Source organism: Bacillus sp. FSL K6-1218, assembly GCF_038006445.1.
Lineage (GTDB): Bacteria > Bacillota > Bacilli > Bacillales > Bacillaceae_G > Bacillus_A > Bacillus_A thuringiensis_S.
Window position 1 is genome coordinate 2,194,112 of record NZ_JBBOVE010000001.1, and the last position, 15,619, is coordinate 2,209,730.

Genomic DNA, 15,619 nt, shown 5'->3' on the forward strand with positions numbered 1-15,619 from the left:
GCTGTAAAAAGGGGATTTAATGTATGAATTATGAAGATTTTAAAGAAGTAATTCACGGAAGACGAAGTGTTAGAAAGTTCACAGAACAAGAAGTGTCTACTAATGATATAAAAGAAATAATTGATTGTGCTCGTTATGCACCGAGCGATACGAACTCACAAACGTGGGAATTCTTGGTCATTATGAACCGAGAGAAGATTAAAGAAATTGAACAAATGACATGGGATGCTTTACATAAACTTGCGGCAAAAGCAACAGACAATGGAGCAGAGAAAGCAGGGAAATTACTTACGCGTTCTTTCGGACCATATGCGACAGCTTTCTCTGAGGCACCAGTATTAATCGTATGCTTGGCAACACCATATGAATCAAAGTTTCGTGAAAAGATATTTGATCCCATTGCTTTTGTTCCAGATTCAGTTTGGGAAGAAGAAGGGATTAAGAGTAGCTGTTTAGCGGCACAAAACTTAATGTTAGCTGCACATGCAAAGGGACTTGGTACTTGTCCAATGACAGGGCCAGTATTGCTAGCTCAAGATGAACTGCGTCAATATTTACAAATTGAGCCTGAAAAACAAATAAATATGGTTATTTCACTCGGATTTCCGAAAGATAAGCCAAAAAAACTTCCAAGAAAAGAAGTAGAAGAAATCACAACATTTGTTTTTTAAAGTGCAAAATAAAAAGACATTGGACATATCAATGTCTTTTTATTTTGGAGCGGGTATTATATCGATTTGTTGGGCTAAAATGATAAATAAGAAGGAATTACTATTTATTTCATAAAAAAAATTAATGTTCTATTAAGGAAAGTATGATACATTAATCGTGAGCAAGCTTCTATATGTTCATAAAAGTTTTAAAAGTTGTCTTAAAATTTAAAAGTTATTTTTGTATAATAAATTATAATCAAATGACAGGGGGGATGAATTTTGAAAAAATTCATAATCACTGGATTGTCTGTATTGTTATTAGTAGGTTGCGGTGCTCCACAGGAAAAAGAGGACGCGCAATCAAAACAGGAAGAACAAGTTGTAAACGCAAGTGATGAGAATATGGTTGTATTTCCTGAAGGCGCAATGTCAATTGGAGAAGGGAAAGTAAAAGTTATTACTCCAGATGGTACTTCTGAAAATGGAAATATACCGACTGTATTCATCAAAAAGGATACTTTAATTCAGCAAGTTGAATTAGAACTTTCTAATTTTCAAAGTGATAAAGAAACATTCATATTTGTAGATCAAATGTATACAGATAAACATCAAGTAACTAGTACAACACAGACAACAGTACAATTAAAAGAAAAGACGCTGGAAACAGGTAGTCATACAATTACTGCAGTTCAGTATGAAAACAATGACCCGAAAGGAAAGGTTATTAGTTTTAATCAAGCAACATTTGAGACAAAGCCTGCGTCTTAATCAGAATAAAAAGTACATTACTCAAAAAAGTAGTGTGCTTTTTTGTTTGGATGGAATGGTGTAATAGGGAATAATTTATTTCGTTTTCTAGTACGATTAAGCAGTAAGGAATCACTTGTTACTACTATGATGGAGAAAGAGGTTGAAGGTATGAATCGATATGTTCGTATCTTCTTGATTAGTATAATCATGTCAGTAATTTGGTTTACTATACAAGATGTTAATCAACTTACGTTTAATTATCAAACTTATGACTTGTTAATGGGAAGTATATGTTTTGTCATTGTGTGCCTGTTTTATGATAAACTTTGATTAAGATAAGTTTTACAAGAAAAATGTAGGTATTTCATTTGAAATGTCGAATAGTACATACGATGTCGTAATAACAAATTTTCTATTGTTTACTGTGAAACAGGAGAAGGGGAGATAGTAGTTATGAAACGAGCTCTTATTAATATTGATTATACATATGATTTTGTAGCGGAAAAAGGCGCTTTAACTTGCGGAAAACCAGGTCAAGAAATCGAACAGGAAATTGTACATATAACGAAGCAATATATTGAAAATGGAGATTACGTAGTGTTTGCAATTGATAAACATGAAGAAAATGATGAATATCATCCCGAAGCGAAATTATTCCCTCCTCATAATATAGCAGGTACAAATGGTAGAGACTTATTCGGTGAGTTACAAGAAGTATACGAAACATATAAAAATGCTGAGAATGTATATTATATGGATAAAACGCGATACAGTGCGTTTGCTGGAACAGATTTAGAGATGAAGTTAAGAGAAAGAGGAATAGAAGAAGTTCATCTTGTAGGTGTTTGTACTGATATTTGCGTTCTTCATACAGCAGTAGATGCGTATAATAAAGGATTTAAAATTGTTGTTTATGAAAAGGCAGTTGCATCTTTTAATGCGCAAGGGCATGAATTTGCACTTGGACATTTTAAATCTTGTTTACATGCAGAAGTGAAATGAAAAAGAGGCCTTTAAAAAGGTCTCTTTTTTGCGTTTAAACCGAGACGACATTTTGCTCAATTAATTTTTTTATGAATGGACTAATATTTTGTGGTAGCTCATTTAAATTAAAAAACTGTACATGTAATGATTCGACTCCATCAGCTCTTAGCAAGCCACCTGTAATATCTTTGCAAAGGTAAGCGATTGTTATAGGGTAAAATTCATCTCCGTTCGGTAATTTCACAAAAAATTCTTTACCTGAAAACACACTTACTAGCTGAAGTGTACCAATTTCAATTCCTGTTTCTTCAAGTACTTCTCGTCTTCCAGCTTCTTCTGTTGATTCACCAAGTTCCACAAAACCTCCTGGGACACCCCACATGCCATTTCGCCTTTGTTGTAGTAATATTTGTCCTTGTTTATTGAAAACAGCTACCGCAACGCCTGCTAAATTGAGTGGCCTTGATCCGACAACTTCTCTAAGTTCTTCGATATACCCCATTGTATGTAACCTCCGTAAGGAAAAATAAAAGCATATAAACTATTCGTTATGATATAAATATATTCCTCTTTATAAGGACGAGAGATGTCAAATATCGCATGTGTTATATTTGGTAAAATATACATCAAAAAAGGTCAAATGAAAACTTTGACCTTTTTTGACCAAATGCTATAATAAAGACAGAAAGAGATAATCTTTCATTCATAAATAATAAGGAGGAAAAAAATATGCGTAATTTATTTCCAGAGATAACAAAACGTCAAAATGGTATTTTTGATTTTGGGCCTTCTTTATTAGAAGGGATGACAGATGCTTTTTTTAAACCGATGAACATGGATACCTTTAAAGTAGATGTTCATGAACAATCTGATAAATATACTGTGAAAGCAGATTTACCAGGTTTTCAAAAAGAAAACATTCAAGTTGATTTTGAACAAGATGTATTAACGATTCAAGCAACGAATCATAATGAAGTAGAAGAAAAAAATGAGAACGGCACATATATTCGTAAGGAGCGTTCTATAGGTTCTGTAACTCGACGCTTTAGTTTTAAACAAGTTGAGGGAGAAAATGTTAGAGCAAATTATAAAGATGGCGTACTGACGATTGAATTACCAAAATTGGAAGAAGAAAAAAACAGTAAGACAACAATTAATATCGAATAAAAGAGCTGATGAATTCAGCTCTTTTTTGTACTTAATTAATTCGTTGAAATCGTAATGAGTAGAATAAAGTTTTGATATTAAAAAATTCACTATTAACTCCCCTTAAATTATTAAAAAGGGTATATTTAAAGGAAGAGGAAAAAGAACATCTAGACATACTGTTTAAAGTGAATTAGTAATAGAGTCAAAATACATAGTAAGGGTAGTGGCATTTTTAATTAGGATAATAGATTTCCCTAAAAAAATTAGATGATTATGAATTTTTTATTAGTAAGGAAGTGGTTAAATGAGCTTATTAACGTATACTGAAGAATTTTTTAATTATGTAAGGGAGTTTTTACTTTTAAGATTTTTGCTATTTGCTTTAGTTTTAATCATTATTTCGTTTGTAATAAACCGTATTATTGATTGGTTTTTTAGGAAATCAAGCTTTTTTGATGAAGAGGTAGAGCAGACGATTCAAAGTGTAATTCGATCTATTTTTAGATATATCATTATCATCAGTCTTATCATATATTTAATTAGCCAATTTGTAGATATAAAAAGTATTATTGCAGGTGCAGGGATAGCTGGAGTTGTCATCGGTTTTGCTGCACAACAGATGTTAAAAGATGTTATATTAGGCTTTGCAAGATTAGCGGACAAAGAGTTTCGGGTTGGCGATTTTGTAACTTTTAACGGAACAAATTCAGGAACTATTGAAGAGATTAGTATTCGTTTTATGCAAATACGTGAATGGTCAGGAAAATTACTTACCATCCCACACGGAGAGATTAGAACGATACAAAATTTTAATAAAGGATGGATGCGTGTAATTGAACGCATCACGGTAAGTTATCAGGAAGATCCAACAAGAGTGAAGGAATTGTTAGAAGAAGTATGTGTTATATGCAATGAAAAATTGGATCAAACTCTTTATAGAGTAGAGGATGAGGCTGTTGAACCATTTAAATACGTCGGTGTTACAGACTTAAATCCTAACCTGAAATATGTTGGCTATGAATTTTGTATTACAGGTTTAATAAAGCCAGAAGATTATTTTGAAACTTCTAGACAAGTAAGATTTGAATTAATGTCTATATTCCATAAGAATCAAGTGCAAATGCCGGCAGCGAATATGGTTGTTACTACTGAAAGTTTACAGCATATTCATGGTGGACAATCTTTATCGGACAGCTAAAGAAGAATAATTTCAACAAGGGGTGTAGTTTCGCTGCTAAAGTTTGAAAAAATAATAAAATGATTGAGGAAAAAGAGCTGAAGGAATTTAGCTCTTTTTTATTTATAGAATTTAGAAATTTCTTAATGTTATAATTGTAGTTGGTGATGAGAATGAACTTTGAAGAAAAAGAGATGCATCGTTTAGAAGCATTAAAAGAAATTGCTGAATTATTAAATGAAGCAACAAACTTACAGGATATGTTAGAAAAAGTGTTACATACATTGTTACAAGTTATGAATTTACAAACAGGGTGGATATTCTTTATTGATGAAAGTGGGAAGCACAGCATGCTTGTAGACGAAAATTTACCAGAGGCTCTTACTTGGCAAGAGAAGAAGCCGATGTGTGAAGGAAACTGTTGGTGTGTAGAACGTTTTGTGAATGGGAGATTGGAAAAAGCGACTAATATTATTGAATGTAAGCGAATAGAAGATGCAATTGAATGTAATTGGGGAGAGACAGAAGATGTTACACATCATGCGACAATTCCGCTTAGGTCTGGATCAGAAAAATTCGGTCTACTAAATGTGGCTGCCCCTCATAAGACTCATTTTTCAGAGGAAGAGTTAGCGTTATTAGAATCAATTGCATTTCAAATTGGAACGACAATACAACGTATTCAATTAGTTGAGAAAGAACGTAAATATGTTGTGGTAGCGGAAAGAAATCGACTTGCACGTGATTTACATGATTCAGTAAAACAATTGTTATTTTCTATTATGCTAACAGCAAAAGGTACTTTGAATATGACGCAAGATAGAGAATTGCAAGAGATGTTAAGTTATATTGGAGAATTATCACAAGAAGCATTACAAGAGATGACGCTATTAATTTGGCAATTAAGACCTGAAGGATTAGAGAAAGGATTAGCAGAAGCAATTCAAAATTACGGGAAGTTGTTAGGAGTTCAAGTGGAAGTTCGAATTGATGGGATGGTTTCAATTGGGGATGAAATAGAAGAAGTTTTATGGCGTATTAGCCAAGAGGCGCTACATAATTGTAAAAAGCATGCTTCGTGTGAAAAGGTATATGTTCTTTTAAAAATAGAAAATAACCAGTTATATTTTTACATAGAAGATAATGGAATAGGGTTTATACAAGAGCAAGTAAGGGAGTCAGCACTTGGCCTGAAAAGTATGAAGGAACGTATTCAGTTAATGAAGGGATCGTTTCAAATTATAACAGAGCTGAGAAAGGGTACAAAAATAGAAATTCAATTGCCGATTTGAAGGGGAGAATAAGGTTGAAAATTAAATTGCTATTAGTTGAGGATCATCATATCGTTCGAAGAGGACTTGTATTCTTTTTGAAAACGAGAGAAGAATTTGAAATTATTGGGGAAGCGGAAAATGGCGAAGAGGCATTACATTTCGTGCAAAAAGAAAAACCAGATGTCGTACTAATGGATGTATCAATGCCGAAAATGGATGGAATTGAGGCGACAAAACGTCTAAAGCAATACGATGAGACGATAAAGATACTTATATTAAGTAGTTTTTCAGAGCAAGATTATGTTATACCAGCACTTGAAGCTGGAGCAGATGGTTATCAATTAAAAGAAGTACAACCTGAGCAACTTGTCGCTTCTATTATTGCAGTACATCAAGGAAATGCAAATTTTCACCCGAAAGTAACACCTGCATTAATGGGGCGTTCCACAGTAAAGAAGGAAATAGAAAATCCTTTTTCAATGTTAACGAAAAGAGAGCAAGAGGTACTTCGTGAAATTGCGAAAGGAAGAAGCAACAAGGAGATTGCAGCAGAACTTCATATTACAGAACAAACTGTGAAAACACACGTTTCAAACGTTTTAGCTAAATTGGAAGTGGATGATCGTACGCAAGCCGCATTATACGCAGTGAAACATGGGGAGAATTATTCATAAGTATGAATAATTCTGTTATATCGTATGACAGAATACATAGGAGCAATTAAAATTTATAGTAATCCCTAATATAGGTTTTTCTTCTTTCAATAATTAGGTACAATAAAGTGAAACTCTAATCAGTGGGGGACCATCCCCACTGATAATTAGTTAAACTAATCGATTTTTACAGGATAAAGCTACGATGGAAGGGGAGGATATGCTATGCCTGGTACAAGAAGTGGGATTGGAAAGATTCAGGCTTCGTTAAATGGTTTATCACCGAAATTGCGAAGTATTGCCGAACATATTTTGAAACATCCACAAGATGTTGTACATAAATCTATTACAGAATTAGCTGAAGTTACGAATAGTTCCGAAGCTACGATATTCCGCTTATGTAAACACCTTGGTTTGCAAGGTTTTCAAGATTTAAAGATTACATTAGCCCGTGAAATTGTACATACACCAATGCAAAATATTCATGAAGAGGTATCAGCAGAAGATAGTATGGTAACTGTTGCTAAAAAAGTTTTTCATTCGCATATTACAGGACTGCAAGATACTTTACATTTGCTAAATGAAACAGCACTTGAGCAGGCTGTACGAGCCTTGCAAGAAGCAAGTCGAATTGAGTTTTATGGAAATGGTGGCTCTGGTATTATTGCGATGGATGCGTATCATAAGTTTATGAGAACGGGTATTTCTTGTATCGCTCATACTGATTCGCATTTTCAAATTATGGGAGCAGGTTTACTCTCGAAAAATTCAGTTGTTATTGGCATTTCTCACTCTGGTAGCAATAAAGGATTACTTGAAGCATTAGAAGTAGCGAAAGCAAGAGGGGCCAAAATTATTGCGATTACGAGCTATAAGAAATCAGCATTAAGTCAACTTGCTGATATAACGTTATATACATCAACACGTGAGACTGAGTTCCGCACAGAAGCAAGTTCATCACGATTAGCACAGTTAAGCTTATTAGATACTTTGTATGTAGGGTTGTCGTTGCAGCGACAAGAGGAAACGCTAAAAAATTTACAAAGTATACGTGAAACGATTTCGATGAAGCGAATATAAAAAAAGCTCTTCAAATGAAGAGCTTTCAGACTGTAGACAAACTATTTTTGGAGAGTTCAGATGCTAAAAAAATAGTTTGTCTCTTGTTTTATTGATAATTTATCCAATGACATTTATACGTAGTGCTTTCTATATTACAATTTACTATAAGCGAGGAAGGTGTCTTATGAAAATATCCGTTTATGTTGCAAGTGCATTTAGCAAGGATAATAAAGGTGGAAATAAAGCAGGAGTGGTATTTATAGAGAATACATTGACTACTACTCAAAAAATGGAAATAGCCAAACGACTGGGCTATGCGGAAACCGCATTTATATCAGAATCTGAAATTGCTGATTATAAATTTGAGTATTTTACACCAAAAGAAGAAGTTGATTTATGTGGTCATGCCACAATCGGCTCTTTCACGATACTGATGCATTTAAATAAAATTTTCAAGAATCGCTATACGATTGAAACGAACAGCGGTGTTCTTGCTATTACCATAAAAGATGACATTATATTCATGGAACAAAACAAACCGATATTCTATGATGTTGTATCTCCAAACGAGTTCATCGACTGTTTTGACATTAAAGATATAGGCAATAATTACCCAATTCAAATTGTCTCCACGGGCTTAAAAGATATTTTAATTCCTATAAAAAGCGAAACACAATTACATACACTGCAACCTAACTTTGAAAAAATTAAAGAAATCAGCAAGTATTATAATGTTGTCGGGATGCATCTATACACTTTTAATGACAATCGAATTATATGCAGAAATTTTGCTCCACTATACGATATCAATGAAGAAGCAGCGACTGGAACTTCAAACGGTGCATTAGCTTGCTACCTTTATGAACAGCACTACTTGCAAAAAGAAGTTTATGTATTTGAACAAGGTTATTCTTTACACTCGCCTTCTGAAATATTAGTTAAATTAGCAACCAATAGCAAAAATAAAATAGAAAAAGTTTATGTTGGTGGCAAAGGCTATTACTGTGAAACTAAGTGTTTAAATGTAGAAAATATTGAGTGAAGAGCTTTTTTTATCAATGAGAAGTTTGTTAATTTATTTTCTTTTCTTTTAGAAATGTATGACTTACTTATAGTCAGTGATAAACTCTCATTTTTTAAAATTTAAAATAAAGACCGATTTGTGTAATAATTCAAGTATTGTTCATAATTTCACAAACTGTTTATGAAGTGTCATGTTATGATGAAGATGTAATGATGATTGAACACTTAAATTTGGTACAATAACTAGCCAAAGTAGTGAGGAAAGTAGTTGTGAGATAAACTCATTAAAACGCTAAAACACTAAAGGGGAGATCACATATGAAAGCGGTAGTGGTTAATAAAAACAGCAAAGCAAACATCGAAGTGATTGAAAAAGAATTACGTCCGTTACGCTCAGGCGAAGCGTTAGTAGATGTAGAGTATTGTGGAGTTTGCCACACTGATTTACACGTTGCGAATCATGATTTTGGTAACACTGATGGCCGTATTCTTGGTCATGAGGGTGTAGGTATTGTTACGAAAATAGCTGATGATGTTACTTCACTAAACATAGGTGATCGTGTAAGTATTGCATGGATGTTCCAATCTTGTGGACGTTGTGAATATTGCGTAACTGGTAGAGAAACATTTTGCCGTGAAGTTAAAAACGCTGGTTATTCAGTAGATGGTGGTATGGCTGAACAATGTATCGTTACAGCTGATTATGCAGTGAAAGTACCAGAAGGATTAGATCCTGCTCAAGCATCATCCATTACATGTGCTGGTGTAACTACATATAAAGCTATTAAAGTATCAGATATTAAACCTGGTCAACCTATTGTAATCTATGGCTGCGGTGGATTAGGTAACTTAGCTATCCAATATGCTAAAAATGTATTTGGTGCAAAGGTAATCGCAGTAGACATTAATGACGACAAATTAGCCTTAGCGAAAGAAGTTGGTGCTGATATGACTATCAATCCAATTTCTCAAGGTCCTGCTGATAAAATTGTTCAGGAGGAGTTTGGTGGCGCTTATGCGGCTGTAGTAACAGCAGTCTCTAAAGTAGCCTTTAACTCAGCAGTTGATGCAGTACGTGCTTGCGGTAAAGTAGTTGCAGTAGGGCTACCAGTAGAAACTATGGATTTAAACATTCCACGACTTGTACTGGATGGAATTGAAGTAGTTGGTTCTCTAGTCGGTACTCGTAAGGACTTAGAAGAGGCATTTATGTTCGGGGCAGAAGGAAAAGTAGTGCCGGTTGTTCAAACTTGTTCTCTAGATAAAGTACAAAATGTATTCGAAGAAATGGAACAAGGTAGAATTCAAGGGCGCATGGTAATTGATTTTAAACAGCATAATTGTAATTGCAAATAATTCACTTTAAATATAAAAAGCATGAGTCTAGCAAAGGACATGTAAAAAAGTTAGACGGCATAAAAAGATGATCCCTGTATTCAATAGGGATCATCTTCTTTATATTCCACTAATACCAATACCAATGCCGATTAACGAGGAATGATTAAAGGTTCACTTTATTTGCAAACGAAAAAGAATCTTTATGTTTAACAAATTTTTTATGATCTGGAACGGTTTGAATTGCTGCAATTTGCGAATCTCTTGCTTTCAGTGCATCTTGAATCCCGATGGTCATAAGCTTAATAAATAGAATCGTAATAAAGAATGAAGCGAGAGTATAAAAAATAATCCACCATGAAAGATTCATTTCATTACGATTTAATCCAATAAGGCCTGCCCAATCATTAGATAGAGAAACAGGTTTGAGCACTCCGTCATAGAGTTCACGCATTTGTATCCCGCCAATTACAATGTTAAGCAACGCTAAATGGATAACGAGTATGAGTGTTTGGACGATATGTTCCATAAATAATACAAATAAGCGGTCAAGTAATAAGACTCGTAAGTGTTTTTTGATAATATGAAAACGGCTAGCACCCAGTAATTGTGAACTTAAGATGTAATCTCGTTTCATAAATTCATCAACTTCTGAGGATATGTATAAAGAAAGTGTAGGTAGAGCGACGAAAATAAGTACGAGTACTTGATAAAACGTAAATGAAACATTTGGATCTACCCCATCAGCATTTGATGTGATTACAATATTAACGGGCGTGATGAGTATGAATGCGATAAATAGAGTTGGAATATAATAAAAAACTTCTGAGCATGACTGGAAAAATCCCTTGAGTTTTGGAGCAAATAAACTTAAGAGGATTCCTATACATGTTCCGCATAAAATTCGAAAGAAGCTAATTGCCACGGCTAATAAAATAGTGAATTTTGCTCCTTCTACAATTTGTAAGAAAACAGACTCTCCAAAACGATCAGATCCAAAAGGTGGAATTAACGATGGCGGAAAGGGAGCCTTTCCAAGTAATTCGTTATTTTCATTGTAAAGTAACTGAGGAGGTTTTGGGATGTTATCTTTAAAGAACCAACTATAAATAAAACTAGCTGAAATAAGTATGAATAAATAAGTAAAGCCGATTAAAAAGCGTTTTGATTTCCAAATAGATTTCATAATGATACTCCTTTCAATTGCTTTTTCCATCTATTCATCATGAATGAGATTATTTGGAAAATGGCGTAAAACGGTAAAATAATCATAACAAGTATGATAAATGCAGCTGGAGGTGAAACAAACGCCTTATTAAATAAAAATTGAATAATGCCTTCCATATTAAAAACAAATTCTAAAATGAATAAATTAGAAAGTAAGAAAACAAAAATCGTTTTTAAATGGTGGAAGAAGTGGATAGATATATTTTTGAATAAATGAATGCATAGTATATAACTTGATGAAAGGCCTTTTCCATATGCAACCTCTACGTAATGTTTTCCTTGTTCTTCTTTTATGTATAACACCATCATCCGAAACATTTGTAATGTAGGTAAGACAGCTAATGATAAAATAGGGAGTAAATAAGCTCGATTTTCATTAAAAGAAATAATAGTGACAGGAGATTCCCCGAATTTCTGAAGTACCCATATGAAAAATATTTGCAAACAAATCATCATCATCATATCAGGGACAGCTTCTAATATGAACACAATTCGGTTTATCCATTTTTTTATATAATCTTTTGCTAAAAAATAAAAAAATGCCATGCTAGATGATAAAAAGAGAGCAAGAAAAAAGGCTGAAAATAATATAGTAAATGAATATAGGTAAGGTTCTAAAACAGTTGGAAATAATGGTGTTTTTTTGAAATGGCCAAACTTCGGGTCGGATCCTATAATCACTAATGATTCAGGGGAGAAGACCTGTTTTAACATGGTAACGATCTGATTAAAAAAATAAATTGGTTGAAAGGTAAATCCTTGTTGAGTGATAAATAAATAAGGTGAATTTAATAATAGTAAGAGTGATAAAAGAATTGATGAAAGCTTAATTGTGAATTGAGATATTGTATTTAACATTAAATCCCTCCGACATCTTTTTACAACATTATACAATAAATTCTATATTATTGTTTTATTTTTCTGAAAAATAAAAATACTGTTGAATTTTATAGTATGCAAGATATATTTACAAGATAAAAAAGTAATAGTAGGGGCCGCGCTCTATTTTTATCAAGACAAAAGGACTAGTGAACTTAAAACAATAAACAAGAGCAAAATGCACAGAATTTTCATTCTGCGGGTAGTTACTTTTCTTGGCTTGATAGCGATATTACGTGACCGCTAAAAATGAATATTGCTTTTCAACTCTTTCTTCATGCAAATGAGTAGAACGTGTGGAGGACTATGTATGTGTTGTTAATGAGAGGAAAGAGTGTATTGCGTAACGAATATAACGTAATTTTACCGCAAGGAGTAGCTAAATTTAGTGTATAAGTGAAATGGAATGAGTAGATTTATTTTTTTGTATGAAAAAAATTTTCTTTTTATAACTTGATAAATGAAAAAATATTTTATATACTAATTCATGTAAACGGTTTACTAAATCGTATTTTGCTAGAAATGAAGGGAAGATTCGCATGGAAACAAGGGGGAGAGTAATCGGGATTGATATCGGTACCACAAGTACGAAAACGGTTGTGTTCACAGAAAAAGGAAAAGTCATTGCATCACATGCAATCGATTACCCAATTATTCAACCGAACGTCGGATGGGCTGAGCAAGATCCTGATGTAATATGTGCCGCTGTATACAAAAGTGTAAGCGTTGCCATTGAAAAGGGTAATGTATTACCAGAAGATATTTCTTCAATCGGTATTAGTACAGCTATGCACGCATTAATTGCAGTAGATGAAAATGGTGCGCCATTAACGCGTTCTATCATTTGGGCAGATAATCGAAGTACGAAGCAATCAGAAAAATTATTACAACAAATGAATGGGCATGAAATTTATAGACGTACAGGTACACCAATTCATCCGATGTCACCACTTTCTAAATTGTTATGGATGAAAGAAGAGGAACCAGAGTTATATACAAGTGCTTATAAATTCATTTCCATTAAAGAGTATGTGATTTACCAATTATTTTCACGCTACGTAGTTGATTATTCAATTGCTTCTGCTACGGGGTTATTTAATTTAGAAACATTAAACTGGGATGAAGATGTTTTAACTATGTTACATATGTCACCAGAACAATTATCAACCCCTGTACCAACTACATATATTTTATCAGGTATGAAGCCAGAATTAGCACAGAAGATGGGGATAAGTGCAGAGACACCAATTGTCATAGGAGCAAGTGATGGGGTTCTTGCAAATGTAGGAGTTGGGGCGATATCGCCGGGTGCGGCTGCAATTACCATTGGAACGAGTGGTGCGGTTCGAACAATCTCATCAAATATAAATACAGATGAGAAAGGGAGAACGTTTTGTTACGCATTAACAGATGAGCACTGGGTAATCGGTGGTCCAACGAATAACGGCGGAATATTACTGAGATGGTTACGTGATGAATTTGGTAGTCCAGAGCAAGAAGTAGCAAGAAAGCTCGGAATTGATCCTTATGATTTATTAATTAAATATGCAGAAAGCGTACCAGCTGGAGCGGATGGGCTATTGTTCTTACCTTTCTTATCTGGAGAACGCGCACCTTACTGGAATGCAAATGCTCGTGGTACATTCTTTGGAATCAATCTTCAACATAAGCGAGAACATTTTATACGTGCAGTGATGGAAGGTGTTTGTATGAGTGTATATTCAGTAGCACTCGCAATTAGAGATTGTACAGGGCCACTTACTGAAATACGAGTTTCAGGAGGGTTTGCGAAATCTGCATTTTGGAGACAAATGTTGTCCGATATGATGGGGAAAGAATTGCTTGTACCTGAAAGTCATGAAGCATCTGCGCTTGGGGCAGCGGCAGTTGCTTTATATGCTGTAGGAAAAATTGATTCTCTTGAAGAGGTAAAGGATTGGATTGATATTGTTCATCACCATGTACCGAATAAAGAAAATACGGCTATATATTTAGAAATGTTTTATATGTATGAACGACTTTACAATCGCTTGAAAGAAGAATTTGATTGTATAGCTGCTTTCCAACGTAAACAATAGGGGGATTGGGAGAAATGGTAGTTGGGATCGTACTAGCGGCAGTTGTCATACTACTTTTACTTATTACGGTAGTAAAATGGCATCCATTTGTCGCATTAATTTTAACAGCAATTGGTGTAGGATTAGCAATGGGAATGCCTTTAATTGGAACTTCACCAAAAGATCCAGGAATTATTGATTCTATTAAACTAGGGCTTGGTAATACGTTAGGATTTTTAGCAATAGTTTTAGCACTAGGAACGATGCTTGGAAAAATGATGGCCGAATCTGGTGGTGCTGAACGTATCGCTAACACATTAATTAATCGTTTTGGGAAGAAACGAGTTCACTGGGCGATGATGTTCGTTGCATTTTTAGTAGGGATTCCGGTATTTTTCCAAGTTGGATTTGTACTATTAATTCCGTTAGTATTTACAATTGCGTTAGAAACTGGGGTATCGCTTATTACAATTGGTATTCCGCTAGTAGCAGGACTGTCAGTCGTACACGGACTTGTTCCACCGCACCCAGCGGCAATGGCGGCAGTTGGTATTTTTAAAGCAGATGTAGGGAAGACAATTTTATATGCATTAATTGTCGGACTTCCAACTGCAATCATATCAGGTCCACTTTACGGGAAATGGATTGGAGCTCGTATACATAAGGAAGTACCGTTAGATATAGCGGAGCAATTTGTTGAAAAAGATAATAAAAAAGAGCTTCCTAGCTTTGGGAATACATTGTTTACAATTTTACTTCCAGTATTTCTTATGCTTGGTGCATCAATAGCGGAAGTTGCATTAAATAAAATGAGTCAACTAGCACAAGTATTACACTTTACTGGAGATCCGATTGTGGCTTTATTAATTGCAACTATTTACTCTTTCTTTAGTCTTGGATATGCAAAAGGTTTCTCAAAAGATAAAGTATTACAATTTACAAATGATTGCCTTGGGCCAATTGCAAACATATTGTTAGTGATTGGTGCAGGCGGCGCATTTAATAAAGTACTATTAGATTCTGGAATTGGAACGACAATTGCAGATATGGCGAAAGAATCGCATATTTCACCGATATTATTAGGGTGGGGAATTGCGGCACTAATCCGAATCGCAACTGGATCGGCAACTGTTTCTATGATGACAGCAGCTGGTATTGTTGCACCGATTGCAGCAAGTACACCAGGTGTAAATGTTGAATTATTAGCACTTGCAACAGGTGCAGGATCATTAATTTTATCACACGTGAATGATTCAGGATTTTGGATGATTAAAGAGTATTTCGGAATGACTGTGAAAGAAACATTATTAACATGGACTGCAATGGAGACTATATTATCTGTAGTAGCACTTGGGCTAATTTCGATATTAAATATATTTGTATAGAATAGGAGATT

Annotated in this window: 15 protein-coding genes; 12 read left to right on the forward strand and 3 right to left on the reverse strand. The window is 34.2% G+C overall.

The features are described 5' to 3' along the window. Positions 1-23: 23 nt before the first annotated feature. From MHI26_RS11235 to MHI26_RS11250, 3 genes are all read left to right on the forward strand, one after another. Positions 24-671, forward strand: coding sequence for a nitroreductase family protein (locus MHI26_RS11235; protein ID WP_061665977.1), 648 nt, complete (start codon positions 24-26; stop codon positions 669-671). A 261-nt stretch (positions 672-932) separates the two neighbouring features. Next, positions 933-1,421, forward strand: coding sequence for a hypothetical protein (locus MHI26_RS11240; protein WP_000713494.1), 489 nt, complete (start codon positions 933-935; stop codon positions 1,419-1,421). Positions 1,422-1,856: 435 nt separating this feature from the next. Then, positions 1,857-2,405, forward strand: coding sequence for a cysteine hydrolase family protein (locus MHI26_RS11250; RefSeq protein ID WP_000816791.1), 549 nt, complete (start codon positions 1,857-1,859; stop codon positions 2,403-2,405). A gap of 34 nt (positions 2,406-2,439) precedes the next feature. Here MHI26_RS11250 and MHI26_RS11255 read toward each other — a convergent pair whose 3' ends face one another. Continuing rightward, on the reverse strand, positions 2,440-2,889 hold the full coding sequence (locus MHI26_RS11255) for an NUDIX hydrolase (protein WP_061665978.1): 450 nt from the start codon (positions 2,887-2,889) through the stop codon (positions 2,440-2,442). Between the two features lie 227 nt (positions 2,890-3,116). On the opposite strand from MHI26_RS11255, the gene MHI26_RS11260 reads away from it, so the two are divergent. The 7 genes from MHI26_RS11260 to adhP all read left to right on the forward strand — a co-directional run bounded on the left by MHI26_RS11260 (position 3,117) and on the right by adhP (position 10,081). Beyond that, entirely contained in the window at positions 3,117-3,554 is a 438-nt protein-coding gene (locus tag MHI26_RS11260; protein ID WP_001245058.1) for an Hsp20/alpha crystallin family protein, read from the forward strand. Between the two features lie 286 nt (positions 3,555-3,840). Continuing rightward, positions 3,841-4,734: a mechanosensitive ion channel family protein gene (locus tag MHI26_RS11265; RefSeq protein WP_000055429.1), complete on the forward strand. Its 894-nt coding sequence runs from the start codon at positions 3,841-3,843 to the stop codon at positions 4,732-4,734. A gap of 173 nt (positions 4,735-4,907) precedes the next feature. Further along, positions 4,908-6,005 carry a two-component system sensor histidine kinase CasK gene (gene casK, locus MHI26_RS11270; RefSeq protein WP_170959196.1) on the forward strand — a complete coding sequence of 366 codons (1,098 nt, stop codon included), beginning with the start codon at positions 4,908-4,910 and terminating at the stop codon, positions 6,003-6,005. A gap of 14 nt (positions 6,006-6,019) precedes the next feature. After that, complete coding sequence (gene casR / locus MHI26_RS11275) at positions 6,020-6,661, forward strand: two-component system response regulator CasR (RefSeq protein WP_000694624.1); 642 nt, start codon at positions 6,020-6,022, stop codon at positions 6,659-6,661. A gap of 204 nt (positions 6,662-6,865) precedes the next feature. After that, a complete protein-coding gene (locus tag MHI26_RS11280) occupies positions 6,866-7,720 on the forward strand; it encodes a MurR/RpiR family transcriptional regulator (RefSeq protein WP_001119645.1) in 855 nt (284 codons plus the stop codon). A gap of 166 nt (positions 7,721-7,886) precedes the next feature. Then, positions 7,887-8,744 carry a PhzF family phenazine biosynthesis protein gene (locus MHI26_RS11285; RefSeq protein ID WP_061665980.1) on the forward strand — a complete coding sequence of 286 codons (858 nt, stop codon included), beginning with the start codon at positions 7,887-7,889 and terminating at the stop codon, positions 8,742-8,744. Positions 8,745-9,043: 299 nt separating this feature from the next. Next, a complete protein-coding gene (adhP, locus tag MHI26_RS11290) occupies positions 9,044-10,081 on the forward strand; it encodes an alcohol dehydrogenase AdhP (protein WP_000649130.1) in 1,038 nt (345 codons plus the stop codon). A 145-nt stretch (positions 10,082-10,226) separates the two neighbouring features. Here adhP and MHI26_RS11295 read toward each other — a convergent pair whose 3' ends face one another. After that, the gene (locus MHI26_RS11295; protein ID WP_061665981.1) at positions 10,227-11,246 is read right to left on the reverse strand and encodes an ABC transporter permease; all 1,020 of its coding nucleotides are present in this window, start codon (positions 11,244-11,246) and stop codon (positions 10,227-10,229) included. Beyond that, positions 11,243-12,145, reverse strand: coding sequence for an ABC transporter permease subunit (locus MHI26_RS11300; protein WP_061665982.1), 903 nt, complete (start codon positions 12,143-12,145; stop codon positions 11,243-11,245). The genes MHI26_RS11295 and MHI26_RS11300 overlap by 4 nt, the downstream gene beginning before the upstream one ends. Before the next feature lie 560 nt (positions 12,146-12,705). Between MHI26_RS11300 and gntK the strand changes: the two genes are divergently transcribed. Then, the gene (gene gntK / locus MHI26_RS11305; protein WP_000449999.1) at positions 12,706-14,244 is read left to right on the forward strand and encodes a gluconokinase; all 1,539 of its coding nucleotides are present in this window, start codon (positions 12,706-12,708) and stop codon (positions 14,242-14,244) included. Positions 14,245-14,258: 14 nt separating this feature from the next. Further along, the gene (locus tag MHI26_RS11310) at positions 14,259-15,608 is read left to right on the forward strand and encodes a GntP family permease (RefSeq protein WP_061665983.1); all 1,350 of its coding nucleotides are present in this window, start codon (positions 14,259-14,261) and stop codon (positions 15,606-15,608) included. The last annotated feature ends 11 nt before the right edge of the window (positions 15,609-15,619 follow it).